25 protein-coding genes are annotated in these 24,880 nt (G+C 70.7%); 14 read left to right on the forward strand and 11 right to left on the reverse strand.

What is annotated here, in order from left to right:
* Window positions 1–43: 43 nt before the first annotated feature.
* Window positions 44–526, reverse strand: a complete 483-nt coding sequence (locus OHU34_RS25835) for an Lrp/AsnC family transcriptional regulator (protein WP_142264559.1) — start codon at window positions 524–526, stop codon at window positions 44–46.
* A gap of 126 nt (window positions 527–652) precedes the next feature.
* On the opposite strand from OHU34_RS25835, the gene hppD reads away from it, so the two are divergent.
* Window positions 653–1,798: a 4-hydroxyphenylpyruvate dioxygenase gene (gene hppD, locus OHU34_RS25840; RefSeq protein WP_142264558.1), complete on the forward strand. Its 1,146-nt coding sequence runs from the start codon at window positions 653–655 to the stop codon at window positions 1,796–1,798.
* Window positions 1,799–1,917: 119 nt separating this feature from the next.
* On the opposite strand, the gene OHU34_RS25845 is transcribed toward hppD, so the two are convergent.
* Window positions 1,918–3,405, reverse strand: coding sequence for a lipopolysaccharide assembly protein LapB (locus OHU34_RS25845; protein ID WP_142264557.1), 1,488 nt, complete (start codon window positions 3,403–3,405; stop codon window positions 1,918–1,920).
* A gap of 98 nt (window positions 3,406–3,503) precedes the next feature.
* Between OHU34_RS25845 and OHU34_RS25850 the strand changes: the two genes are divergently transcribed.
* A complete protein-coding gene (locus tag OHU34_RS25850; RefSeq protein WP_052183890.1) occupies window positions 3,504–4,874 on the forward strand; it encodes an FAD-binding oxidoreductase in 1,371 nt (456 codons plus the stop codon).
* 55 nt (window positions 4,875–4,929) lie between these two features.
* Here OHU34_RS25850 and OHU34_RS25855 read toward each other — a convergent pair whose 3' ends face one another.
* Window positions 4,930–5,406, reverse strand: coding sequence for an SsgA family sporulation/cell division regulator (locus OHU34_RS25855; RefSeq protein WP_142264555.1), 477 nt, complete (start codon window positions 5,404–5,406; stop codon window positions 4,930–4,932).
* Window positions 5,407–5,678: 272 nt separating this feature from the next.
* On the opposite strand from OHU34_RS25855, the gene OHU34_RS25860 reads away from it, so the two are divergent.
* Window positions 5,679–7,445: an RDD family protein gene (locus OHU34_RS25860; RefSeq protein WP_405768511.1), complete on the forward strand. Its 1,767-nt coding sequence runs from the start codon at window positions 5,679–5,681 to the stop codon at window positions 7,443–7,445.
* A gap of 155 nt (window positions 7,446–7,600) precedes the next feature.
* Window positions 7,601–8,320: an RDD family protein gene (locus OHU34_RS25865; protein ID WP_142264553.1), complete on the forward strand. Its 720-nt coding sequence runs from the start codon at window positions 7,601–7,603 to the stop codon at window positions 8,318–8,320.
* A 67-nt stretch (window positions 8,321–8,387) separates the two neighbouring features.
* On the opposite strand, the gene OHU34_RS25870 is transcribed toward OHU34_RS25865, so the two are convergent.
* Window positions 8,388–8,747: a hypothetical protein gene (locus tag OHU34_RS25870; RefSeq protein WP_020132196.1), complete on the reverse strand. Its 360-nt coding sequence runs from the start codon at window positions 8,745–8,747 to the stop codon at window positions 8,388–8,390.
* 368 nt (window positions 8,748–9,115) lie between these two features.
* Between OHU34_RS25870 and OHU34_RS25875 the strand changes: the two genes are divergently transcribed.
* Window positions 9,116–11,464 carry an immune inhibitor A domain-containing protein gene (locus OHU34_RS25875; protein WP_142264552.1) on the forward strand — a complete coding sequence of 783 codons (2,349 nt, stop codon included), beginning with the start codon at window positions 9,116–9,118 and terminating at the stop codon, window positions 11,462–11,464.
* Between the two features lie 182 nt (window positions 11,465–11,646).
* Window positions 11,647–12,006: a hypothetical protein gene (locus OHU34_RS25880; RefSeq protein WP_142264551.1), complete on the forward strand. Its 360-nt coding sequence runs from the start codon at window positions 11,647–11,649 to the stop codon at window positions 12,004–12,006.
* A gap of 31 nt (window positions 12,007–12,037) precedes the next feature.
* On the opposite strand, the gene OHU34_RS25885 is transcribed toward OHU34_RS25880, so the two are convergent.
* The 4 genes from OHU34_RS25885 to clpS form a co-directional block, all read right to left on the reverse strand.
* The gene (locus OHU34_RS25885; protein WP_020132199.1) at window positions 12,038–12,460 is read right to left on the reverse strand and encodes a Mov34/MPN/PAD-1 family protein; all 423 of its coding nucleotides are present in this window, start codon (window positions 12,458–12,460) and stop codon (window positions 12,038–12,040) included.
* Between the two features lie 144 nt (window positions 12,461–12,604).
* Complete coding sequence (locus tag OHU34_RS25890; RefSeq protein ID WP_142264550.1) at window positions 12,605–14,038, reverse strand: amino acid permease; 1,434 nt, start codon at window positions 14,036–14,038, stop codon at window positions 12,605–12,607.
* Between the two features lie 320 nt (window positions 14,039–14,358).
* Complete coding sequence (locus tag OHU34_RS25895) at window positions 14,359–14,967, reverse strand: DUF2017 domain-containing protein (RefSeq protein WP_142264549.1); 609 nt, start codon at window positions 14,965–14,967, stop codon at window positions 14,359–14,361.
* An 11-nt stretch (window positions 14,968–14,978) separates the two neighbouring features.
* A complete protein-coding gene (gene clpS, locus OHU34_RS25900) occupies window positions 14,979–15,287 on the reverse strand; it encodes an ATP-dependent Clp protease adapter ClpS (protein ID WP_020132202.1) in 309 nt (102 codons plus the stop codon).
* Between the two features lie 65 nt (window positions 15,288–15,352).
* On the opposite strand from clpS, the gene OHU34_RS25905 reads away from it, so the two are divergent.
* The 6 genes from OHU34_RS25905 (at window position 15,353) to OHU34_RS25930 (ending at window position 20,070) form a co-directional block, all read left to right on the forward strand.
* Window positions 15,353–16,699: a nicotinate phosphoribosyltransferase gene (locus tag OHU34_RS25905; RefSeq protein WP_230195593.1), complete on the forward strand. Its 1,347-nt coding sequence runs from the start codon at window positions 15,353–15,355 to the stop codon at window positions 16,697–16,699.
* Between the two features lie 97 nt (window positions 16,700–16,796).
* Window positions 16,797–17,381 carry an isochorismatase family protein gene (locus OHU34_RS25910; protein WP_020132204.1) on the forward strand — a complete coding sequence of 195 codons (585 nt, stop codon included), beginning with the start codon at window positions 16,797–16,799 and terminating at the stop codon, window positions 17,379–17,381.
* Between the two features lie 74 nt (window positions 17,382–17,455).
* Window positions 17,456–18,508: a LacI family DNA-binding transcriptional regulator gene (locus OHU34_RS25915; RefSeq protein ID WP_405768517.1), complete on the forward strand. Its 1,053-nt coding sequence runs from the start codon at window positions 17,456–17,458 to the stop codon at window positions 18,506–18,508.
* Window positions 18,509–18,600: 92 nt separating this feature from the next.
* Window positions 18,601–18,696 carry a putative leader peptide gene (locus tag OHU34_RS25920; RefSeq protein ID WP_020132206.1) on the forward strand — a complete coding sequence of 32 codons (96 nt, stop codon included), beginning with the start codon at window positions 18,601–18,603 and terminating at the stop codon, window positions 18,694–18,696.
* 128 nt (window positions 18,697–18,824) lie between these two features.
* Complete coding sequence (locus OHU34_RS25925; protein WP_054240212.1) at window positions 18,825–19,103, forward strand: MoaD/ThiS family protein; 279 nt, start codon at window positions 18,825–18,827, stop codon at window positions 19,101–19,103.
* Window positions 19,104–19,119: 16 nt separating this feature from the next.
* Window positions 19,120–20,070, forward strand: coding sequence for a PLP-dependent cysteine synthase family protein (locus OHU34_RS25930; RefSeq protein ID WP_020132208.1), 951 nt, complete (start codon window positions 19,120–19,122; stop codon window positions 20,068–20,070).
* 4 nt (window positions 20,071–20,074) lie between these two features.
* On the opposite strand, the gene OHU34_RS25935 is transcribed toward OHU34_RS25930, so the two are convergent.
* The gene (locus OHU34_RS25935; protein ID WP_142264545.1) at window positions 20,075–20,557 is read right to left on the reverse strand and encodes a type II toxin-antitoxin system PemK/MazF family toxin; all 483 of its coding nucleotides are present in this window, start codon (window positions 20,555–20,557) and stop codon (window positions 20,075–20,077) included.
* Window positions 20,558–20,817: 260 nt separating this feature from the next.
* On the opposite strand from OHU34_RS25935, the gene OHU34_RS25940 reads away from it, so the two are divergent.
* Window positions 20,818–21,570 carry an MBL fold metallo-hydrolase gene (locus tag OHU34_RS25940; RefSeq protein WP_142264544.1) on the forward strand — a complete coding sequence of 251 codons (753 nt, stop codon included), beginning with the start codon at window positions 20,818–20,820 and terminating at the stop codon, window positions 21,568–21,570.
* 81 nt (window positions 21,571–21,651) lie between these two features.
* Here OHU34_RS25940 and OHU34_RS25945 read toward each other — a convergent pair whose 3' ends face one another.
* On the reverse strand, window positions 21,652–22,902 hold the full coding sequence (locus OHU34_RS25945; RefSeq protein WP_142264543.1) for a PTS transporter subunit EIIC: 1,251 nt from the start codon (window positions 22,900–22,902) through the stop codon (window positions 21,652–21,654).
* Window positions 22,903–23,126: 224 nt separating this feature from the next.
* The gene (locus OHU34_RS25950; protein ID WP_142264542.1) at window positions 23,127–24,425 is read right to left on the reverse strand and encodes a PTS transporter subunit EIIC; all 1,299 of its coding nucleotides are present in this window, start codon (window positions 24,423–24,425) and stop codon (window positions 23,127–23,129) included.
* Window positions 24,426–24,609: 184 nt separating this feature from the next.
* Here OHU34_RS25950 and OHU34_RS25955 point away from each other — a divergent pair, with 184 nt between their 5' ends.
* Window positions 24,610–24,843, forward strand: a complete 234-nt coding sequence (locus OHU34_RS25955) for a glucose PTS transporter subunit EIIB (RefSeq protein WP_020132213.1) — start codon at window positions 24,610–24,612, stop codon at window positions 24,841–24,843.
* Window positions 24,844–24,880 lie beyond the last annotated feature (37 nt).

Genomic DNA, 24,880 nt, shown 5'->3' on the forward strand with positions numbered 1-24,880 from the left:
ATGTCGACCCGACCCGGACCAGCTCCGGGTCAGGTCCGCTGGGTCAGGGCCTGTCCCGGTCGTCCTCGGCCGCCTGCTCCACCAGCGGGATGATCCGCAGCGGAACGGGGTTCTCCATCACGATCGCGGTGGAGGCCCGGACAATGCCATCAAAACCGACGACCAGGTCGATCACCCGCTGGAGATCGGCGTTGGAGCGGGCCACCAGCCGGCACAGCATGTCCCCGCTGCCGGTGGTGGTGTGCAGCTCCAGCACCTCCGGCACGGTCCCCAAGTGGGCCCGTACGTCGGCTCCTTGTCCCTGCCGGATCTGAAGCGTGGCGAACGCCGTGACCGGGTAGCCGAGCGCCGCCGGATCGACCTCGGGGCCGAATCCCCGGATGACTCCATTCGACTGAAGCCGGTCGAGCCGCGCCTGCACCGTCCCCCGGGCCACTCCCAGCCGCCGGGACATCTCCAACACCCCCAGGCGCGGTTCCCGGGCCAGCAACACGATGATCCGGCCGTCCAGTCGGTCGATCGCCATACCCGCCCGCCTCCGAGATGGTCACCCTGTACAGAAAGCCGGTCGAAACCGCCGTACCGCTGAACACATTGCCCAGCCATGAAGCGAACTATTGCGCACCTTGCTGCCCGGCGCGAGGCTTCGGCTATGACGCAGACCACACACCACACTCCCGACACCGCCCGGCAGGCCGACCCCTTCCCGGTCAAGGGAATGGACGCGGTCGTCTTCGCCGTGGGCAACGCCAAACAGGCGGCGCACTACTACTCCACCGCCTTCGGCATGAAGCTGGTCGCCTACTCCGGACCGGAGACCGGCAGCCGCGAGACCGCCTCGTACGTGCTCACCAACGGCTCGGCCCGCTTCGTCCTGACCTCCGTCATCAAGGCCGCCACCAGCCACGGCCACTTCCTCGAGCGGCACGTGGCCGAGCACGGCGACGGCGTCGTCGACCTGGCCATCGAGGTCCCCGACGCGCGGGCCGCGTACGCCTACGCGATCGAGCACGGCGCCCGCTCGGTCGCCGAGCCGTACGAGCTGAAGGACGAGCACGGCACCGTCGTCCTCGCCGCGATCGCCACCTACGGCGAGACCCGCCACACCCTCGTCGACCGCTCCGGCTACGACGGCCCCTACCTCCCCGGCTTCGCCGTCGCCGAGCCGATCGTCGAACCGCCCGCCCACCGCACCTTCCAGGCGATCGACCACTGCGTCGGCAACGTCGAACTCGGCCGGATGAACGAGTGGGTCGGCTTCTACAACAAGGTCATGGGCTTCACGAACATGAAGGAGTTCGTGGGCGACGACATCGCCACCGAGTACAGCGCCCTGATGTCGAAGGTCGTCGCGGACGGCACGCTCAAGGTCAAGTTCCCGATCAACGAGCCCGCCATCGCCAAGAAGAAGTCCCAGATCGACGAGTACCTGGAGTTCTACGGCGGCGCCGGCGTCCAGCACATCGCGCTCAACACCAACGACATCGTGCAGACGGTACGGACGATGCGGGCGGCCGGGGTCCGGTTCCTCGACACCCCCGACTCCTACTACGACACCCTCGGCGAGTGGGTCGGCGACACCCGCGTCCCGGTCGAGACCCTGCGCGAGCTGAAGATCCTCGCCGACCGCGACGAGGACGGCTATCTGCTCCAGATCTTCACCAAGCCGGTCCAGGACAAGCCGACCGTCTTCTTCGAGATCATCGAACGGCACGGCTCGATGGGCTTCGGCAAGGGCAACTTCAAGGCCCTGTTCGAGGCGATCGAGCGCGAGCAGGAGAAGCGCGGCAACCTGTAGCGCGGCAACCCGTAACGGCTCTGATCACGCGTGACGGCGCTGATCACCCGCGACGCGCCGGGCACCCGCGACGCGTCGATCGGGGTGGGCGGCGGTGCCGGAGGGTGGCGGTGCGAGCCCTACTCGGGCAGCTCGGCCGGGGCCGGTTCGCCGCCCAGCCGGGCCACCGCCGCCCGGGCCACCGGGCCGAGCAGCGGCGAGAAGTACGGGTTGATCTGCAAGGCCTCCTGGAGGTGCCGCCGGGCCGGCCCCGGCATCTCCAGCGCCCGCTCGATCATGCCCCGGTGGTACATGTACGGCGCGCTGTGCATGGCGCCCCCGTGCACGCGGTCGGTGGCGATCATGGCGAACTTCAGCGCCTCCTTGTCGTCCCCGGCCCGGTGCAGCGCCCAGCCCAGCGCGTCCGCGACCGCGATCCCCGGCTGCAGGCGCCACTCGGCCCGCAGCCGCCGTACCGCCGAGGCCGGATCCCCGTGGTCGGCCTCGAACCGGCCGAGCACCAGCTGCCCGTCCACCCCGCCCGTCGCGTCCTGCCGCACCCGGGCCCGCAGCAGGTCGTACTGCACGCGCGCCGCCTGCGTGAGCCCAAGCGACTCGTACAGCTCGCCCAGCTCCAGCGCGTAACCCGGCGACGGCTGCTTGGCGAGCGCCACCTGGTACGCGTTCAACGCCTCCGAGGTCCGCCCCAGAGCCGCCAGCGCCCGCCCCTGCCCGGCCTGCGCGGCCCGTTGGTCGGGGTCGATCCTGACCGCCTCCTGGAAGTGCCGCAGGGCGTCCGCCCGCTCACCGCGCTCCCAGGCCAGCTGCCCCGCCCGCTCCAGCCAGGCCGCCTGCTCGGCGGGGGAGGAGGCACCGGCCGCCGCGTCGGCCAGCGCGGCCTGCGCGTCCTCACGCCAGCCCCGGTCCCAGTAGACGCCCGCCGCCCGGGCCCGCACGGCAGGACCGGAGTGCAGCGCCGTCAGCGAGTCGAGGGCCTTGCGGGCCTTCTTGTGGTCGCCGAGGCCCGTGTACGCGTCGATCAGCTGCGGATACGTCGTCCAGCGCTTCGGCGCCAGCCTGCGCGCGGCCTCGCCGAAGGACAGGGCCGCCCGGAAGTCACGGCGCGCGTTCGCCAGCGCCGCCAGACCGTCGAGGGCCTCGGCGTTGGCCTTCGGGCGCACCTTCAGCGAGGTCCGCAACGCCTGCTCGGCCTTCGGGTACAGGGCGGCGGCATCGGCGGTGCGCCGACCCTGCTCGAGGTAGGCCGTGCCCAGCACCGCCCAGGACCGCGCGTCCCGTGGATGCGCCCGCACCCGGCTCTCGCGCTCGTCGATCAGCACCGCCAGATCCGGCAACGCGGCCGGCACCCCCGCACGGACCGCCGTGCCCGCCTGCGCCCCCGGAGCCGCCGCGGGCGCCCGACGCACCGCGGGCTGCCCACCGGGCAGGCACAGCAGCACTCCGCCGCCCAGCGCGAGACACCCCACGAGCGAGCCGACGAGCAGCCGCCGACGCAACCGGGAAACCGTGCCGGTGGCCGCGGGAGCCGCGTCGCCCGCGGCGGCCGCTTCGGGGGCGGTGCGCTCTTCGGCGGCGCGCTCTGCGTTCTCCATGGCGCTGTTCTCCATGGCGCTCACTGTGCGTCAGTACGACGACCGTATGACGTCAGCCGAAGGGTCGGGCGGACGGGGTTCACACCGATGGCCCCGGGTGCGAACCTGTGATCATGAGCCGTCACCTCGTCGACCGTCTGCTCGTCGGCCTGCCCCCCGAGGCCGTCCTCACCGACCCGGACATCACGGGCGCCTACGCCAACGACATGGCCAGTTTCTGCCCGGCCGGCATCCCCGCCGCGGTGGTGCTGCCGCGCACCGTCGAAGAGGTCCAGCACGTCATGCGCACGGCGACCGAGCTGCGTGTCCCGGTCGTCCCGCAGGGCGCCCGCACCGGACTGTCCGGGGCCGCCAACGCCTCCGAGGGCTGCGTCGTCCTCTCCCTGACGAAGATGGACCGGATCATCGAGATCAACCCGGTCGACCGGATCGCCGTCGTCGAACCGGGCGTCGTCAACGCCGCGCTCTCCCGCGCGGTCAACGAACACGGCCTCTACTACCCGCCCGACCCCTCCAGCTGGGAGATGTGCACGATCGGCGGCAACATCGGCACCGCGTCGGGCGGGCTGTGCTGCGTCAAGTACGGGGTGACGGCCGAGTACGTCCTCGGCCTGGACGTCGTGCTCGCCGACGGCCGTCTGATGACCACCGGCCGCCGCACGGCGAAGGGCGTCGCCGGATACGACCTCACCCGCCTGTTCGTGGGCTCGGAGGGCTCGCTGGGCATCGTCGTCCGGGCGGTCCTCGCGCTCAGGCCGCAGCCGCCGCGGCAGCTGGTGCTGGCGGCCGAGTTCGCGTCCGGGGCCGCCGCCTGCGACGCGGTGTGCCGGATCATGGCCGGCGGACACGTCCCGTCCCTCCTCGAACTCATGGACCGCACGACGGTCAGAGCCGTCAACGAGCTGGCCCACATGGGGCTCCCGGAGACCACCGAGGCCCTGCTGCTGGCCGCCTTCGACACCCCCGACCCGGCCGCCGACCTCGCCGCCGTCGGCGCGCTGTGCGAGGCGGCCGGCGCCACCCAGGTGGTCCCCGCCGACGACTTCGCCGAGTCCGAACTCCTGCTCCAGGCACGGCGGTCGTCGCTCGTCGCCCTGGAGGCCGTCAAGGGCACGACGATGATCGACGACGTGTGCGTGCCCCGGTCCAGGCTCGGCGAGATGCTCGAAGGCGTCGAGCGCATCGCGGAGAAGCACCGGCTGACCATCGGGGTCGTCGCCCACGCGGGCGACGGCAACACCCACCCCACGGTCTGCTTCGACGCGGCGGACCCCGACGAGTGCCGGCGCGCCCGCGACTCCTTCGACGAGATCATGGGCCTCGGCCTGGAACTCGGCGGCACCATCACCGGCGAGCACGGCGTGGGCGTGCTGAAGAAGGAGTGGCTGGCACGCGAGATCGGCCCGGTGGGGGTGGAGATGCAGCGGGCGGTCAAGGCGGCCTTCGACCCGCTGGGCATCCTCAACCCCGGCAAACTGTTCTGACACCGCCGCGACGGCGACCGCGACCGGCACCGGGGCCGTGACCCGGGGCCGCGCCTCACTCCCCGTCCACGGACTCGTCCGACGGCCACGGGTCGCACAGCCACAGGTCGTCCGCGGGAGTCGGGGCGAGCAACTCGGCCAGGCCGTCGTCGATGCCGAGCTGCTCACCCTCGGTACCCGGCGGCACCACCCGCAGCGTCCGCTCCAGCCAGGCGGACACCTGCGCCGCGGGCGCCTCGAGAAGCGCGTCCCCGTCGGGCGAGCTCAGCGCCATCAGCACGACGCTGCGCCCCTCCACCTTCGTCGGCCACACCCGCACGTCCCCGTGCCCGCACGGCCGGAACACGCCCTCCACGAGCAGTTCACGGGCGAACGTCCAGTCGACCGGGTGCTCGGAGTTGATGTGGAAGGCGACGTGGACGGCGAACGGGTCGTCGCTGCGGTAGGCCAGCCGGGCCGGGACCGGGATGCTGCGCTCCGGCGACAGGATCAGCTTGAGCTCCAGTTCGCGTTCCACCACGGTGTGATGCATGTCGGTTCCCCTCTCGAGACGGACCTCGCGCGGACCCGCGGTGGGCCCGTACGAGTGGAGAGCGGCCCGGCCCGGAACCATTACGCGGGTTCGGAGAACTTTTTTCGGCGGGTTCGGGTCCCGGGCTTCGGCGGGCGTTCCGAACGTGTGAAGAGCGTGCACGGGGTTGCCCGGAAAGGGGCGGGTCCGACAGGACTGGCAGTGGGGCTTGCGTCGGTCTGATAGATGTGGAGCCCCCCATCCCACCCCCGAGCAGATACGGGACGACGGACATGAGCGCCCCAACCCCGGCACCCGGCGACGACAGGCCCCGCGAGGGGTACTACCCGGACCCGTCCATCCCTGGATACGTCCGGTACTGGAACGGTGCCTCCTGGGTACCGGGCACCAGCCGGCCGGCGCCCTCCGACGGCCGCCCGCTCACGCCCCCGTCCGGCGCGCCGCAGGCCTCCGTGGAGGAGACCGGCCCGCACTTCTTCGACGAGGACCCGGCACCGGCGGACCCGTACGGCGGTCGTCCCGAGCCCGCCTCCGCGTGGGGCGCCGACCGTGCCCACCAGTCCGGCTTCGGCGGCGACCAGGACCGCCGGGTCTCCTGGGGCGCCCCGCAGGGCGCCGACCCGAGGGTGCCCTCGCCCGCCCCGGCGCAGCCCGAGGGCGTGTCCACGAGCACGGACGGCACGTCGACGATCCCGCCCGCGGAACCGGAGGAAGACGCCGCCGCCGGGGACGTGGTCTCCGGGGGTACGTTCGTCTTCCGCCGGCCGACGGCGGGCGGCGGCGCCGCCCCCGCGTCCGGTACCTCCGGCCCCCCGGGGCTCGTCCCCGACGAGGGCACGGTCACCTTCCGCGCGCCGGCCCCGCGCACCGGCCACCAGGACGGCGCGTCCGGCGCGCGGCCGACGGGCACGCCCGGCCCGGCGGGCAACGCGCCCGCGTTCCCCGCCGCCGCCCAGGGCCCCGGCCCCGCGTCGGCCCCCGGGACCCCTGGAGCCCCCGCGACCCCTGCGTTCGGCGACCCAGCCCCAGCCGCCCCGGCCGCTTCCGCCGCCTTCGGCGCGCAGGGTCCGGTCGGGGCGCCGGCCGGACCAGGCGCCGCCCCCGCCAAGCCCGGCTTCGGAGCCGGCAAGGCGGCCGCCGACCGTGCGGCGGCGGGTCAGCCCCCGGGCGTCCCGGCCCCGCAGGGCCCGGCCCACGTCGCGGCCGCCGCACCGGCCCCCGCACCCGCTCCCGCCCCCGCGCCCGTTCCGGCCCCCGCGCCCGTTCCGGCTCCGGCTCCGCAGGGCCCCGCGGGGTTCCCGGCCGCGCAACCCGGCGCCCAGGCGCCCGCGTCCGCCCCCGGCCCCCAGCAGGGCGCTCCGAGCGTGCCCCAGCAAGCCGGCGGCCCCCAGGCGCGGTCCCCGCAGGGCGCCGTGCCGATGGCCGCCGGTCCCGGCGGCGGGCAGTCCTCGTGGGCGCAGCAGGTGCACCAGCTCGCGGGAGCCGAGGACGGGCCCGTCGCACCCTGGAAGCCGCCGGTCGACGACATCTTCCAGGCGGCCGCCCGGCGGGCGTCCGAGGCCCGTCCCGCGGGCCTCGGCAAGCGACTGGCAGCCCGGCTCGTGGACACGCTCGTCGTCGCGGCCGTCACCGCGGCCGCCGCCGTGCCGCTGGGAGTGAAGGCCCTCGACCATGTGACCGCGAAGGTCGACGCCGCCAAGCTCACCGGAGAGACCGTCACCGTCTGGCTGCTCGACGGCACGACGTCGGTGTACCTCGGGATCGTCCTCGCCGTACTGCTGGTCTTCGGGATCGTGTACGAAGCCGTGCCGACCGCGAAGTGGGGCCGCACGCTGGGCAAGAAGCTGTTCGGTCTGCAGGTGCGGGACATCGAGGGCGGCGAACCCCCGTCCTTCCGGGCGGCGCTGAGCCGCTGGCTCGTCTACAGCGTGCCCGGTCTGCTCGTCGTCGGTGTGGTGGGCGTCGTATGGGGCCTGTTCGACAGGCCGTGGCGGCAGTGCTGGCACGACAAGGCGGCGCACACGTTCGTCGCCGGCTGATACCCACACCCCTGTACCCGGCACCCCCGGTAGGGCCGCGGTAGGGCCGCACCCCCGTAAGGCCGCACCTGCGTGCCTCCGCGTCCGGGCGCCCCGTCCCCCGGACGGCCGCTCGCCGGGTGCGGAGTCCGCGGGTTCGCGGTCGACTCGGGGGCATGACCACCGAACCGCCCCCCGGCTCCGGCGGCGGCGAGCCGCCGGAGGACGACCCGTTCAGGAAGCGGCCCCCGCAGCAGGAGCCCCCGCAGCCCCCGTACGGTCAGGGTCAGCCCCCGTCCGGTGCGGGGCAGGGCTCGCCGTACGACGCATCGCACGATCCGTACGGCAGTGGGGCGGGTCAGCCCCCGCCCTTCGGTGGCGGTCCGTACGGCGGGGGTCCGCAGGGCGGCGACCCCTACGGCGGCTACCCGGCCGACCCGCTCTCCGGGATGCCCCCGCTCGCCGACAGCGGCAAGCGCACGCTGGCCCGGATCATCGACATGATCCTCGTCTTCATCGTGGTGTCCCTGCTGGCCTGGGCCTTCGGGGTCGCGCAGTACACGGTGGACGCGGACGACATCGAGTTCGGCAAGACCTTCGGGCGGGAACTCCTCGCCGCGATCCTGTACGTCGCGTACGACACGATCCTGACCGCCAAGTCGGGCCAGACGCTGGGCAAGAAGTGGCTCGGCATGCGGGTGGCCAACCTCGACAACGGCTCCACGCCCTCCGCGCAGACCTCGCTGATCCGCGCCCTGGTGCTGTGGGTGCCGTTCGCCTTCTGCTGCGCCTGTGTGTGGACGGCGATCTGCGGCGGCTGGAGCTACTTCGACAAGCCCTACAAGCAGGGTCTGCACGACAAGGCGGCCAAGACGGTGGTGGTCAGCACGCGGTGAGCCGGCCGCGCGCACGACGGAGGGCCCGCACCACGAGGTGCGGGCCCTCCGTCTCTGCGCACGTGTGTCAGGGGGCCGTGGGCTCCCGGACGGGCTCGGAAGCGGAGGCGACCGAAGCCCGGACCGAAGCGTGCACGGGGGCGCGCGCGGGAACGGTGACGGGCTCGGGCCGGCTCGCGGGCACGCTCGCCGTGGAGCGGGCCGCGGGTCGGATCACGGAACGGGTCGTGGAGCGGGCCACGGGGGCCCTGGACGGCTTCGGCACCGGCACCGTCATGGCGACGAGCACGCCGAGCGCGACCGCGGCGACGACGACGACCGCGATGCCGGGGCCCGAACTCGTCTGTGACAGCAGCAGCATGGCGAGCGTCGAGCAGATGACGGTGCAGGAACCGTACGTGAGCTGTGCGACAGTCGGACGAGGCATGGCAATCGGTGTCCTCGGAAGCGGGGGCGGTCTCGACTCTATTCGGCTGCATGCCCGAGCGGAACGAACGGTAAGCGTGACCTAACCCACGGTGCCGGTGCACAGGGGGCGCACGGAGTCATGGCGTCCATCAAGTGGACTGTCCTGCGCGCCTGTCGAGGCCTCCGTCACGTTACAGTCGCATGTCCGCAATGCGAACACACGCTCCCAATAATGCAGTTGACTTGTTCAAGTCAAGGTCTGTCTTTTCTCGTAAACCAGTAGTCAAATGGCGTCACTTGACTACACGCGTATAACAGCGCGCGGACCTTCCTTGACAGGGATCCCCCCTTTCCGCGCGTCCGGACGCGTGCGTGGGAGGACATCAAGTGACCAGTAGATCCTGGACGTTCAGGACGGCCGCCACGGTCGTCGCCCTTGCGGCGGCCTCGGCGACGTTCTCGACGTTCGCCGTGGCACAGGCTGCCGACAACACCTCGGCGAAGGCCCCGGCGGTGGACCGGCAGGACCCGCAGCCGGCCAAGGCCAAGGAGCACGACTTCGACGGCCCGCTCAGCAAGACCCAGGAGGCGCAGCGCGAGGAGGCCATCGAGCAGGTCATATCCGGCGAGGCATCGGTCAAGAACCGGGACGGCTCGAAGGTCGTCCAGCTCAAGAGCCGGAAGGGCGACAGCAAGTACGTCGAGCTCGGCCGCGAGAAGACCGACAAGATCTTCACGATCCTCGTCGAGTTCGGCGACCAGGTCGACAGCCGCTACGGCGGCACGGCCGGCCCGCTGCACAACCAGATAGCCGCGCCGGACCGCAGCAAGGACAACTCCACCGCCTGGCAGGCGGACTACAACCAGAAGCACTTCCAGGAGCTGTACTTCGGCACCGGCAAGAACACCGAGTCGCTGAAGAAGTACTACGAGAAGCAGTCCTCGGGCCGCTACTCGGTCGACGGCGAGGTGACCGACTGGGTCAAGGTCCCCTACAACGAGGCCCGGTACGGCTCCAACAACGCCTCCACCGGCGCCTGGTACGCGGTCCAGGACGGCGTCAACGCCTGGGTCGCCGAGCGTGAGGCGGCCGGCGCCACCGCCGCCGAGATCAAGGCGGAGCTGGCCGAGTTCGACCAGTGGGATCGCTACGACTACGACGGCGACGGCGACTTCAACGAGTCGGACGGCTACATCGACCACTTCCAGATCGTGCACGCCGGCGAGGACGAGTCCGCGGGCGGCGGCGCCCAGGGCGAGGACGCCATCTGGGCACACCGCTGGTACGCCTTCGGCACCGACGCCGGCTCCACCGGCCCGGACACCAACAAGCTCGGCGGCGCCCAGGTCGGCGACACCGGCATCTGGGTCGGCGACTACACCATCCAGCCGGAGAACGGCGGACTCGGCGTCTACGCGCACGAGTACGGCCACGACCTCGGCCTGCCGGACGAGTACGACACCTCCGGCGGCGGCGAGAACTCCACCGGCTTCTGGACGCTGATGTCGTCCGGTTCCTGGCTCGGCACCGGCAAGGAGGCCATCGGCAACCTTCCCGGCGACATGAACGCCTGGGACAAGCTCCAGCTGGGCTGGCTGGACTACGACGTGGCCAAGGCGGGCGTGAAGTCCACGCACACGCTCGGCGTCGCGGAGTACAACACCAAGAACGCCCAGGCCCTCGTGGTCCAGTTGCCGGAGAAGGAGGTCACCACCGAGGTGGTCGCCCCGGCCGAGGGCGCCACGCAGTGGTGGAGCGGCAGCGGCGACGACCTGCGCAACACCCTGACCCGCGCGGTCGACCTGACCGGCAGGACGTCGGCCTCGCTGTCCCTGGACGGCTGGTGGGACATCGAGCAGGACTACGACTACCTGTACACCGAGGTCTCCACCGACGGCGCCAACTGGACGCCGGTCGACGGCACCCTGGCCGACGGCAGCGCCATCCCGCGCGACGGCAGCGGCAAGCCCGCCCTCACCGGCACGGTCGACGCCTACCAGAAGCTGACCTTCCCGCTGAACGCCTACGCGGGCCAGAAGATCAGCCTCCGCTTCCGGTACGCCACCGACGGCGGCGTGGCCCAGAAGGGCTTCGCGGCCGACGAGATCAAGGTGACGGCGGACGGTGCCACGCTGTTCTCCGACAACGCGGAGACCGCGGACGCGGCGTGGACGGCGACCGGCTTCTCCCGGATCGGCGCGTCCATCACGGACGACTACGCCCAGTACTACATCGCCGAGAACCGCCAGTACGTGTCGTACGACAAGACCCTCAAGGTCGGCCCGTACAACTTCGGCTTCTCGACGACCCGGCCCGACTGGGTGGAGCACTACGCCTACCAGAACGGTCTGCTGATCTGGAAGTGGGACACCTCGCAGGCGGACGACAACACCAGCCAGCACCCGGGTGAGGGCCTGATCCTTCCGGTCGACTCGCACCCGACCGCGCTGAAGTGGGCCGACGGCTCCGCGATGAACGCCCGACTGCAGAGCTTCGACTCGCCCTTCAGCCGGTACCGGACGGACGCGATCACGCTGCACAAGGCGGACGTCGCGGTCAAGATCAAGTCGCGTCCGGGTGTCCCGGTCTTCGACGACGGCAAGTCCACGTACTACGACGCGACGACCCCGCTCGCGGGCGTCAAGGTCACTGACACCAACACCTCGATCAAGATCGTCAACGAGCCGCTCAGCGGTTCCACGATCAAGGTGAAGGTCGGTCCGTCGACCAAGTAGTCGATGTTTTAGCAGGTCAGACGCGTATCGGCGGCAACCCCTCTGGCGGGTTGCCGCCGATCGTGTTTAGGTGCCTCCTGTGCCCTTCTTATTGACACCTGCATCGACACCGACATCGACAGCGACCTCGGCGCCGGCCCCGGCGACGACCTCGATACCGACGCGCACGGGGGTGTGACCGCATGGCCGCAGGAGGCTTCTGCAAGCTGCCCGACGGCATGGTGGTGGTGGCGTTGAACCTGCCCAGCCCCACCGCCCGAGAGGGCCTGCCGGGCCCCTCCACGGACGTCCGCGTGCTGGTCCACGCCCAGAACCGGGCCCGAGCCCTGACCAGGCTCCGCAACCTGGGCCTGCGGGCCGTCTACCTGCGCGGCAACGCGGCGCCACCCACCCCGGACGAGGTCACGGCGGTGCTCCACCACCCGGACGGCCTGATCTGGCGCACGGCCCCCGGCAACGGTGTCCCGATCGACGTCGTGGCCGCACCGGAGCTGTGGCGCCCCATCCGCTCGCTGCTGCGGGGCACGGCGGCGGCCGCCTAGGCGCGGGCGCCACCGGAACGCGGTGCGCGCCTCAGTACGCCTCGACGACCCGTACGTCCTCCTCCGTGACCACCGCGTCCACGATGCGGAACGAGCGGAACTGGAACTCGCCCCCGCCGTCCGTGTCCGCCGTCGACACCAGCACGTAGTGCGCGCCCGGCTCGTTCGCGTACGAGATGTCCGTGCGGGACGGGTACGCCTCCGTGGCGGTGTGGGAGTGGTAGATGATCACCGGATCCTCGTCGCGGTCGTCCAGCTCGCGGTAGAGCTTGAACAGGTCGCCCGAGTCGAACTCGTAGAACGTGGGCGACATGGCCGCGTTCAGCATCGGGATGAAACGTTCCGGGCGGTCCGTGCCCGCCGGACCCGCGACCACGCCGCACGCCTCGTCGGGGTGGTCCTTGCGCGCGTGGGCGACGATCTGGTCGTGCAGGGCCTGGGTGATGGTCAGCATGGTCGCCAGGATAAGCAAAGGGGCCGTTCCGTACCGGGGAGTGGTACGGAACGGCCCACATCGCGGACGTCCTGAGCGGCTGCCGCAGGGGGCGCCACGAGTGCTCCCTGCGGCCGGACGTCCCGGGGGTGGTCGACCGGTCGGTCAGCCGACCTTCTCGAACTCCGGCTCGCGCCGTTCGGTGATGTCCGGGTTGCGGCCCTTCAGGACCGCCCAGCCGATGCCGAGCGCGACCGCCCAGCCCGCCATCACGTAGAGGCAGACCCGGGAGTCGGCGTCGTACGCGATCAGGCCGGTGACGAAGAGCAGGAAGGCGATGGCCACCCAGCTGAACGCCGAGCCGCCCGGGGCCGGGAAGGACGAGGCCGGCAGCCGGCCCGCGACGACCGCGCGGCGGTACAGGACGTGGCTGATCAGGATCATCAGCCAGGTCCAGATGCCGGCCGCGGTGGCCACCGAGGTGACGTAGCCGAAGGCCTTCTCGGGGACGACGTAGTTCAGGACCACGCCGATGCCCATGAACAGCACCGAGACCGTGATGCCGAAGGCGGGGGTCTTCGTCGACGACAGCTTGCGGAAGACCGCGGGGGCCTCGCCGCTGTCGGCCAGGTTCCGCAGCATCCGGCCCGTGGAGTACATGCCCGAGTTGCAGGAGGACAGGGCCGCCGTCAGCACGACGAAGTTCACGATGCCGGCGCCCGCCGGGATGCCGATCTTCGCGAACGCCTCGACGAACGGGCTCACGCCCGGCGCGAACTCCGTCCACTTCACGACGCAGAGGATGACCGTGAGCGCGCCGACGTAGAACAGCGCGATTCGCCACGGCAGGGTGTTGATCGCCTTCGGCAGGGTCTTCTCCGGGTCCTGCGACTCGCCCGCCGTGACACCGACCAGCTCGACCGCGAGGTAGGCGAACATGACGCCCTGGAGGGTCATCAGGGACGAGCCGACGCCCTTGGGGAAGAAGCCGTCGAAGGCCCACAGGTTGGAGACCGCGGCCGTGTCGCCGGCGCTGCTGAAGCCGAAGGTGAGGACGCCCAGGCCGATGACGATCATGCCGATCAGCGCGGTGACCTTCACCATCGAGAACCAGAACTCCAGCTCACCGAAGAGCTTCACGGAGATCAGGTTGACCCCGAACAGGATCACCAGGAAGACCAGTGCGGTCACCCACTGGGGGACGGCCGGGAACCAGTAGTTGACGTAGATCGCGGCGGCCGTCAGCTCGGCCATACCGGTCACGACCCACATCAGCCAGTACGTCCAGCCGGTGAAGTAGCCGAAGAACGGGCCGAGGAACTCGCGCGAGTACTCCGCGAAGGAACCCGAGACCGGGCGGTAGAGCAGCAGCTCGCCCAGTGCCCGCATGATGAAGAAGATGATCCCGCCCGCGAGGGCGTACATCAGGATGAGGCTGGGACCGGCCTTGGCGATGTTCGCCCCGGCCCCCAGGAAGAGCCCGACGCCGATGGCGCCGCCGATCGCGATCATCTGGACCTGGCGGCTGCCGAGTCCGCGCTCGTACCCCTCTTCGGGAGTGTCAGTGACAGCGGTGTCAGTGACCTTCTCAGAGGTCATGTGTGGTGCGCCTTTCTCCATGCCGAACCGGGCCTCTCGTCGGCCTCGGATCGGGTTTCGATCCCCCCGGATTGATGGAGCGATGCCTGGCCGGCGATCAACCGGCTCGGTGGCGCACCCGGCCGAACATGCGGGTGGTGTTCGCCGGGCGGTCGTGAAGATTTATCACGCCCGCAATATGGATCGCCCGGGAGGGCTGTGGCGCACGACACAAGAAGAAGCGGATGAACGAGACACAAAGAGGACACTCCCGGCCGTCGCGTTGACGCGATCGTTATCCGGATTTGAGCGTCCTCTGAGCGAACAAAAAAGCGAAGGAATCAGGGCAGAAGGGTCGTGACCAGGGTCTCCTGGAGTCCGCCCAGCCACAGGTACGCCATCACCATCGGCTTGCGCGGGTCCTCGTCCGGCAGCCGGTAGAGGAGATCGGTGTCGTCCTCGTCGGTGATCTCCAGGCGGGAGCCGATCGCGAGGCGCAGGTCGTTCAGCGCGCGGAGCCACTGCTGGGACTCCTGAGGCGTCAGCTTCAGCACCGCCCCGCCCGTGCCGGCCGCCTCGGAGGCCAGCTCGTCCAGCGAGCGGACCACCGTGAGGGCGTTCTCGCGCTTGCCGGCCCGCAGGTCGTTCTCGGTGTAGCGGCGGAACTCGGCGGAGTGCGCCTTCTGCTCGCCCGCCCGCTCCGGCCCCGGGGTGCCCTCCGGGTCGGTGTAGGCGTCCGGGAAGAGGCGGCGCAGCACCGGGTCGGCGGGAGGCTCGCTCGGCCCGTCGGCGAAGAGCTCGGCGAGCGGGTCGTCGGGGGCGTCCTCGGCCGGGCCGGGGCCGATGAGCTCCAGGAGCTGCACGGCCAGCGACCGGATGATGGAGATCTCGACGTCGTCGAGTGCGACGGCCGCGCCGCCGCCGGGGAGCGGTTCGAAGTGTCCAGGCATAGGAGGGGAGGCTACTTCCGGTCCTGCTGGAGGGTGGCCCACAGGCCGTATCCGTGCATCGCCTGCACGTCGCGTTCCATCTCCTCGCGCGAACCGCTGGAGACGACGGCGCGGCCCTTGTGGTGGACGTCCATCATGAGCTTGGTGGCCTTGTCCTTGCTGTACCCGAAGTACGACTGGAAGACGTACGTCACGTAGCTCATGAGGTTGACCGGGTCGTTGTGCACGATCGTGACCCAGGGGACGTCCGGCTCGGGTACGGCGAAGACCTCCTCCGCCGACTCGGTGCGTTCGATCTCAAGGGGAGCGGGTGACGTCACAAGCCCATGCTGCCACGCATCCGGGAAATCGTCACACCGACGAAAAGGGAGTACGATCCATTGCCATGAACACAGCGGACCTTGGGCTGCCGGTGGATGTTCCGTCGACGGCGCTCTTCACGGACCAGTACGAACTGACGATGCTCCAGGCAGCCCTGAAAGCGGGCACGGCCGAACGGCGCAGCGTGTTCGAGGTCTTCACCCGGCGGCTGCCGGAAGGCCGGCGCTACGGCGTCGTCGCGGGCACCGGGCGGGTCCTGGACGCCGTCGAGAACCTCCGGTTCGACGCGGACGTCCTCGGCTTCCTGCGCGAGCGGAACATCGTCGACGACGAGACCCTGGAATGGCTCGCCGGATACCGCTTCTCGGGTGACATCTGGGGCTACCCGGAGGGCGAGGTCTACTTCCCGGGCTCGCCGATCATGCGCGTCGAGGGCTCCTTCGCCGAGTGCGTGCTCCTCGAGACCGTGATCCTCTCCATCCTCAACCACGACTCCGCGATCGCGGCCGCCGCCTCCCGGATGTCCTCCGCCGCGGGCGAGCGCCCCCTGATCGAGATGGGTGCCCGCCGCACCCACGAACTGGCCGCGGTCGCCGCCGCCCGCGCCGCCTACATCGGCGGCTTCTCCACCACCTCCGACCTGGCCGCCGGCTTCCGCTACGGCATCCCCACCGTGGGCACCAGCGCCCACGCCTTCACCCTCCTGCACGACACCGAGCGGGACGCCTTCCAGGCCCAGGTCGACTCGCTCGGGCGGGGCACCACCCTGCTCGTGGACACGTACGACGTCGCCGAGGCCGTCCGGACGGCCGTCGACGTCGCCGGACCCGAGCTCGGCGCGGTCCGCATCGACTCCGGCGACCTGCTCCTCGTGGCCCACCGGGTGCGCCAGCAGCTCGACGAGCTCGGCGCGACGAGCACCCGGATCGTCGTCACCTCCGACCTCGACGAGTACGCCATCGCCTCACTGGCCGCGTCCCCCGTCGACGCGTACGGCGTCGGCACCCAGCTGGTGACCGGATCCGGGCACCCGACCTGCTCGATGGTCTACAAACTGGTCGCCCGCGCCGGATCCGCCGACCCGCGGGCACCGCTGGTGCCGGTGGCGAAGAAGTCCTCCGGCGGCAAGACCTCCACCGGCGGCCGCAAGTGGGCGGCGCGCCGGCCCGACGCGCACGGGGTGGCCGAGGCCGAGGTCGTCGGCACCGGCGCCGTCCCCGCCGCACTGGCCGGCCACCAGCTGCTCGTCGAGCTGGTCAAGGGCGGCGAGGTCGTCGGCCGCGAGCCCCTGGACACCGTCCGCGACCGCCACATCGCGGTCCGCGCCGGCCTGCCCCTCTCCGCGACCCAGCTGTCGCGCGGGGAACCCGTCATTCCCACGGAGTATGTACAGGGCCTGCCGGGTAACTAGGGCGTGTACCCGGCGCACACCGGGCGACGCCCCCTCCCGCGGGGCCGACAAAGTCTCTAGGCTCAATTACTTCACCCTCAGTCGAAGGACACCGACCATGCGCCGCGCCTTGATCGTCGTAGACGTGCAGAACGACTTCTGCGAGGGAGGCAGCCTCGCGGTGGCCGGCGGCGCCGACGTGGCCGCCGCCATCACCGAGCTGATCGGGCAGGCGCCCGCCGGCTACCGGCATGTGGTGGCCACCCGCGATCACCACATCGCGCCAGGCGGTCACTTCGCCGACAACCCCGACTACGTGCACTCCTGGCCCGCGCACTGCGTGGCGGGCACGGAGGGCGTCGGCTTCCACCCCAACTTCGCGCCCGCCGTCGCCTCCGGCGCCATCGACGCCGTCTTCGACAAGGGCGCCTACGCGGCCGCGTACAGCGGCTTCGAGGGCGCCGACGAGAACGGCGCCACGCTGGGCGACTGGCTGCGGGACCGCCAGATCGACGAGGTGGACGTCGTCGGCATCGCCACCGACCACTGCGTACGCGCCACCGCCCTGGACGCGGCCCGGGAGGGCTTCCGCACCCAGGTCCTGCTGGACCTCACCGCCGGCGTGGCCAAGGAGAGCACCGACCGGGCCCTGGAGGAACTGCGCGCGGCCGGCGTGGAACTGACGGGCAAGCCGGTCGTCTAGGGCGGGCCCCGGCGCCGCCCCCGCCCGACGGTTACCGTTTCCGCAAGGTGCACGCACAACTCGCCCCAACGGAGATGGTGTTGACGCAACGCTCGCACGTACGGCGGCCCACGCTCGAAGACGTCGCCCGGCAGTCGGGAGTCTCGAAGTCGACCGTGTCCCGGGTGATCAACGGGGAGGCCCGGGTCCGGGCGGAGGTCGTCGAGCGGGTCCGCCGGGTGATCTCCGAGCTGGGATACGTCCCCAACCAGGGTGCCCGGCAACTCGTCACCCACCGCACGAACGCCGTCGCCGTGGTCGCCGCCCAGCCCGAGAACCGGCTCTTCATCGACCCCTTCTTCGACCTCCTGCTGCGCGGCATCCGTCGCGAACTCGCACTCCACGGCGCCCAGGCCGTCCTGCTGTTCCTGGAGGAACCCGACGACTACGCGCGCGTGGCCGACTACCTCGGCGGCGGCCATGTCGACGGCGCGATCCTGTTCTCCCTGCGCCCCGGCGACCGGCTGGCCGAGATCATCGACCGGCTCGGCCTCCCCGCCGTCTTCGGCGGCCGCCCGCTGCTGCGCGACGGCGACCCCGTGCGTCCCGGCCAGGCCCACGTCGACGGCGACAACCGCGGCGGCGCCCGGCTGGCCGTCCAGCACCTGGTCGCCCTCGGGCGGCGGCGGATCGCGACCGTCACCGGGCCCTACGACCAGGAGAACTCCGCCGCGGACCGGCTGGCCGGATACCGGGACGTGCTGCGCGACACCGGCGCGCCGCCCCTGGTCGAGCGGGCCGACTACACCCGGCAGGGCGGCGCCGACGCCATGGCCGCACTCCTTGACCGCCACCCCGGCCTCGACGCCGTGTTCGTCGCCTCCGACCTCATGGCGTCCGGCGCCCTGCAGACCCTGCGGGAGCGCGGGCACGGGGTCCCCGAGGACGTGGCCGTCGTCGGCTTCGACGACCTCACCTCCATCGCCGAGACGACCGACCCGCCCCTCACCACCGTCCACCAGGACATCGAGGAGATGGGCCGGCTGATGGCCCGGCTGCTGATGGCCCGGGAAGACACCCCGGACGGGTCGCCGGACGGGCCGTCCGTGATCGTCCCCACCCGCCTGGTGCGCCGTGCGTCGGCCTAGCGGCACGGTGACATCTCACTCCCCGGCCCCATGCCGTCCGCGATGTGGGATCACATTCCGGGAGCCGGACCGGGAATCGATACGATGAGCCCATGGTTCTGAACGACGTGAGCGAGAAGACGCCGGGCGCACTGCTCGTGGCGCGGCTGCACGTCGACCTGTGCAGGCTCGCCAGCGCCATCTGTTGACGCACCACCCGCCGCCGTACGGCCGTGAGCCGATGGGGGCATGCCCGCGCGAGCGCAGCCGAGCGTGGGGGAGCCACACACGCACGAACCCGCGCCGCCCACACACCTTCCGACAGGAGCCCTGAACCATGGCCATCGAGGTCCGCATCCCCACCATCCTCCGCCAGTACACCGACGGTCAGAAGGCGGTGGAGGGCACCGGTGACACCATCGCCGACCTGTTCACCGACCTCGAGACCCGGCACACGGGCATCCAGGCCCGCATCGTGGACGACGGAAAGCTGCGCCGCTTCGTCAACGTGTACCTGAACGACGAGGACGTCCGCTTCGTCGACGGCATCGACACCAAGCTGACCGACGGCGACACCGTGACCATCCTGCCGGCCGTGGCCGGCGGCATGGCCTGATCGGCCGCCGGACCCCATGCGTTACGACTCCCCGCTGGCCGCGGTGGGCAACACCCCTCTGGTGCGCCTGCCGCGGCTCTCGCCGTCCGCCGACGTCCGCATCTGGGCGAAGCTCGAGGACCGCAACCCCACCGGCTCGGTCAAGGACCGCCCCGCCCTGCACATGGTCGAGCAGGCCGAGAAGGACGGCCGCCTCACCCCCGGCTGCACCATCCTGGAACCGACGAGCGGCAACACCGGCATCTCCCTCGCCATGGCGGCCAAGCTCAAGGGCTACCGCATGGTCTGCGTCATGCCCGAGAACACCTCGCAGGAGCGCCGGGACCTGCTCGGCATGTGGGGCGCCGAGATCATCTCCTCCCCGGCCGCGGGCGGCTCCAACACCGCCGTCCGGGTCGCCAAGGAGCTCTCCGCCGAGCACCCCGACTGGGTGATGCTCTACCAGTACGGCAACCCCGACAACGCGGGCGCGCACTACGCCACCACCGGACCCGAGATCCTCGCCGACCTCCCGTCCATCACCCACTTCGTCGCCGGCCTCGGCACGACGGGGACGCTGATGGGCGTCGGCCGATTCCTCCGCGAGAACAAGCCGGACGTGAAGATCGTCGCCGCCGAGCCGCGCTACGACGACCTGGTCTACGGCCTGCGCAACCTCGACGAGGGCTTCGTACCCGAGCTGTACGACGCCTCCGTCCTCACCACCCGCTTCTCGGTCGGCTCGGCGGACGCCGTGACCCGCACCCGCGAACTCCTCCAGCAGGAGGGCATCTTCGCGGGCGTCTCCACGGGCGCGGCCCTGCACGCGGCGATCGGCGTCGGAAGGAAGGCGCTGAAGGCGGGGGAGAGCGCCGACATCGCGTTCGTCGTCGCGGACGGCGGCTGGAAGTACCTGTCCACGGGCGTCTACACCGCGGCCACCACGGAGGAAGCGATCGAGACCCTCCAGGGCCAGCTCTGGGCGTAGGGTTTCAGGTAGCCAGGTGACGGACCTGGTCCCACAGGACCGGGTCCACCACACCCACCCTGCGCCGGAAGTCGCTCACCCGGACCTGGCGCAGCTCGTCCGTCTCCAGGAAACTCGGCCGCCCCTGCGCGTCCCCCACGGCACCCGGCGGCAGCGGGATCACCCCGGCCCGCTCGTCGTGGTACTTGCTGGTGATCTTCGCGACGGTGGCGCGGTCACCGCGCACCATGAGCACCAGACACGGCCGGTCCTTCACTCCCGGGCCGTCCTCGAACGGCACGTCCGCCCACCAGATCTCCGCCGGCTGGGGACGGCCGGCCAAGCCGTGGCCCCGGGTCGACCGGCCCGAAGGCCGCCCCGTCGTCCGGCCCGGCGGCCGGGTCCCGCGCCGCTTCGGCCGGCGGCCCCGCCCCCAGCCGTCCACGAGCGTCGCGACCAGCGCGAGCAGTATCACCGCCGCGAGCGCGAGCCACCAGGACGTGTCCATACGACGACGTTACCGGCGTGCGAGCGCCGCCGCGCGCCCCATCACCACTTCCCGTGCCCCCGGTCCAGCCGAACCGGTGACACCACAGGTGAGTTCGCCCACAACGGCCCCTGGCGGAGGAGCGACCCGGGGTTTTGCGCCTTACGCTCGACGCACCGCACGACCCCCGTCGCCCCATGTAACGATCATTCGTTCCACGATCCGTCCCCCGGACCTCACCCGGTACTTCTCGGTTTCCCGCCAGCGGAGGTTTCGCCTTCATGAAGCTCACCGTCGTCGGCTGCTCGGGGTCGTTCCCGTCCGCGGAATCGGCCTGCTCGAGCTACCTCCTCGAGGCCGACGGCTTCCGGCTGCTTCTCGACATGGGCAACGGCGCCCTGGGCGAGTTGCAGCGCCACTGCGGTCTCTACGACCTCGACGCGATCTTCCTGAGCCATCTGCACGCCGACCACTGCATCGACATGTGCGCCTACTTCGTGGCGCGCTACTACCGGCACGACGGCGGCCGCTGCGACCCCATCCCGGTCTACGGCCCGGAGGGCACGGAGCACCGCCTGACCACGGCCTACGCCGACACCCCGTCGGCCTCCTCCATGAGCGAGGTCTTCGACTTCCACACGGTCAAGCCGTCCACCTTCGACATCGGCCCGTTCACCGTGCACACCGAACGCGTGGCGCACCCGGTGGAGGCCTACGGCATCCGCGTCGAACACGGTGGCAGGTCGCTGACCTACTCCGGCGACACCGGAGTCAGCCCCGCGCTGGAGGACCTCGCCCGCGACACCGACCTCTTCCTGTGCGAGGCCGCCTTCACGCACGGCAAGGAGAGCATCCCCGACCTGCACCTCAACGGCCGCGAAGCCGGCGAGACGGCGAGCAGGGCGGGCGCGAGGAAGCTCGTACTGACCCACATCCCGCCGTGGACCGACCCCCGGGTCAACCTGGCGGACGCCCGCGCGGTGTTCGACGGCCCGGTGGAACTGGCCGCGCCACGGCAGACGTACGAGATCTAGAGCAGACACCACGCAGAAGGCCCCCGGAGCGGTTCAGGGCTCCGGGGGCCTTCGCATGTCCTGCGCGGGCGCGCTGCGTACCTACGCCTTGGTGAGGTCCTCGAGCTCCTCCTCGGGCTCACGGCCCGGGGTGGGGAGGTTGAACTTCGTGATGGCGAAGCGGAAGACGACGTAGTAGATCGCGCCGAACACCAGGCCGATCGGGATGATCAGCCAGGGCTTGGTGGCCAGGTTCCAGTTCAGCGCGTAGTCGATGAAGCCCGCGGAGAAGGTGAAGCCGGCGTGGACCCCCAGGGCCCAGGTGATCGCCATGGACAGGGCCGTCAGCACCGCGTGGATCGCGTACAGCAGCGGCGCGATGAACATGAACGAGAACTCGATGGGCTCGGTGACACCGGTCACGAAGGAGGTCAGCGCGAGCGAGATCATCATGCCCAGCACGGCCTTGCGGCGCTCGGGGCGGGCGGTGTGCGCGATGGCCAGGGCGGCGGCCGGCAGACCGAACATCATGATCGGGAAGAAGCCGGACATGAACTGGCCGGCCGTCGGGTCACCGGCGAAGAAGCGGTTGAGGTCGCCGTGGACGACATCGCCGGCCGCGTTCGTGAAGTCGCCTATCTGGAACCAGGAGACGGTGTTCACGAACTGGTGCATGCCGACCGGGATCAGCGCGCGGTTGATGAGGCCGAACAGACCCGCGCCGAACGCGCCGAGGCCCGTCATCCACTCGCCGAAGTTCGAGATGACCTCACCGATCGGCTCCCAGACCAGACCGAAGAAGACACCCATCACCGTGCCGACGAACGCCATGATGATCGGCACCAGACGGCGGCCGTTGAAGAAGCCCAGCCAGTCCACCAGCTTCGTGCGGTGGAACCGCTGCCAGACCACAGCGCCCAGCAGACCCATCACGATGCCGCCGAGGACACCGGGGTTGTTGTAGGTCGCGGCTATGTCCGCGCCCGCCTGGACCTTGGCCTCGGAGACCGGGAACGCCTTCAGCACATTGCTGTAGACCAGGAAGCCGACCAGCGCCGCCAGTGCCGTGGAGCCGTCCGACTTCTTGGCGAAGCCGATCGCGACACCGATACAGAACAGCATCGGCAGGTTGTCGAAGATCGCACCGCCGGCCGTCGCGAACACCGCCGTGACCTTGTCGGGCAGGTGCAGCTTGTCGTGCACGTCGGCCTGGCCGAACCGGAGCAGCAGGCCCGCCGCCGGCAGCACGGCGATCGGGAGCTGAAGGCTTCGGCCGACCTTCTGCAGGCCTTGCAACAGGCCGGATCCCCACTTCTTCGAGGGGGCCGCCGTGGGCGCGGTGGCGGTGCTCATAGACTTCCTCCATCGGTGATGGTCTACACCACTCAGTGGTGTAGACCATGTTGTAGCACGGTGAAGGCGATATAAGGAACCCGTCAAACCTGCAACCGGAGCGCTACGCGCCGTGCCGGATCCCGGACCTCCTCCCGCCCTGCGCGGGGCATGCGAAAGGGCCCCCGGAACCGAGTTCCGAGAGCCCTCGAGCCGTGCGGCGGCAGGCCGCCACAGGCCTCCGCTCACGCCTTCGTGACGTCCTCCAGCTCCTCCTCCGGCTCCCGCCCGGGAGTCTTCAGATCGAACTTCGTGATCGCGAAACGGAAGATCGCGTAGTAGACGACCGCGAAGCACAGGCCGATCGGGACGATCGCCCACGGCCGCGTCGCCAGGTTCCAGTTGATGACGTAGTCGATGAGCCCGGCGGAGAAACTGAAACCGTCGTGCACACCCAGCCCCCACGTCACCGCCATCGACGCCCCCGTCAGCACCGCGTGCAGCGCGTACAGCAGCGGCGCGACGAACAGGAACGAGTACTCGATCGGCTCGGTGATACCGGTCACGAACGACGTCAGCGCCACGGACAGCATCAGACCGCCGACCTCCTTGCGGCGGGACGGCTTCGCACAGTGCGTGATCGCCAGCGCCGCCGCGGGCAGCGCGAACATCATGATCGGGAAGAAGCCCGAGGTGAACTGCCCCGCGTCCGGGTCGCCCGCCAGGAACATGTTGATGTCACCGTGCACCACGGTGCCGTCCGGCTTCGTGAAACTGCCGAACTGGAACCAGATGGGCACGTTCAGGAACTGGTGCAGACCGATCACCAGCAACGCCCGGTTCGCGACACCGAAGATGCCCGCACCCCACGCGTCCAGCCCGTCCAGCCAGTCGCTGAAGCTCTCCAGGGCGTCACCGATCGGCGGCCACACCCACAGACACAGCGCGGCGAACGCGATCGCCACGAACGCCATGATGATCGGCACCAGCCGGCGGCCGTTGAAGAAGCCCAGCCAGTCCACCAGCTTCGTGCGGTGGTACCGCTGCCAGAAGAAGGCCGTCAGCAACCCGATGACGATCCCGCCGAAGACCCCCGGATTCTGGTAGGCGAACGCCCCCACCGTGTTGTCGGTCGCCTGGCACCCGATGTTCGGGATCACCTTCGAACCCGGCTCGCAGTCCTCAGGGAACTGCCGCAGCACGTTGTAGTAGACGAGGAAGCCCGCCACCGCCGCGAGCGCCGTCGAACCGTCCGCCTTCTTCGCCATGCCGATGGCCACACCCACACAGAACAGCAGCGGCAGCCCGAGGGAACCGTCGAGCAACGCCGCGCCCGCCCCGGCCATCACCTTCGCCACGTCCGTCCAGCCGAGCCCGTCGTCCCCGAACACGTCAGGCTGACCGAGCCTGTTGAGGATGCCCGCGGCCGGCAGCACCGCGATCGGCAACTGAAGACTGCGCCCCATCTTCTGCAGGCCCTGGAACGCGGTGTGCCAGCGCCGGCGGGCCGGGCTGATCTCGGTCTCGGCGCTCTCGGCACTCATCGTTTGGCGACCGCCTGTCAGGTGGTGTAGACCAGCTACGGACGATTGGCTTGCTGCGACGTCATCACTGACGTCATCCTTCGGCACACCCGGCACAATCGCTCGCGAAGTTGGGCCAACTGTGGGTTACTGCGAAAAGCGGTTCACATCGCGGTTCGCATCAGGGAATTCAGGGAGACGGAACATGGCCACCAAGGCTGAGAAGATCGTCGCCGGACTCGGCGGCCTCGACAACATCGAAGAGATCGAAGGCTGCATCACCCGGCTGCGCACCGAGGTCAACGACGCCTCACTCGTCGACGAAGCCGCCCTGAAGGCCGCCGGCGCCCACGGCGTCGTCAAGATGGGCACCGCGATCCAGGTCGTCATCGGCACCGACGCCGACCCGATCGCCGCGGAGATCGAAGACATGATGTGAGCCCTCGCGCTCACACCTGAGGGCTCACCACCGAAGG

The organism is Streptomyces sp. NBC_00080 (assembly GCF_045041255.1).
Lineage (GTDB): Bacteria > Actinomycetota > Actinomycetes > Streptomycetales > Streptomycetaceae > Streptomyces > Streptomyces coriariae.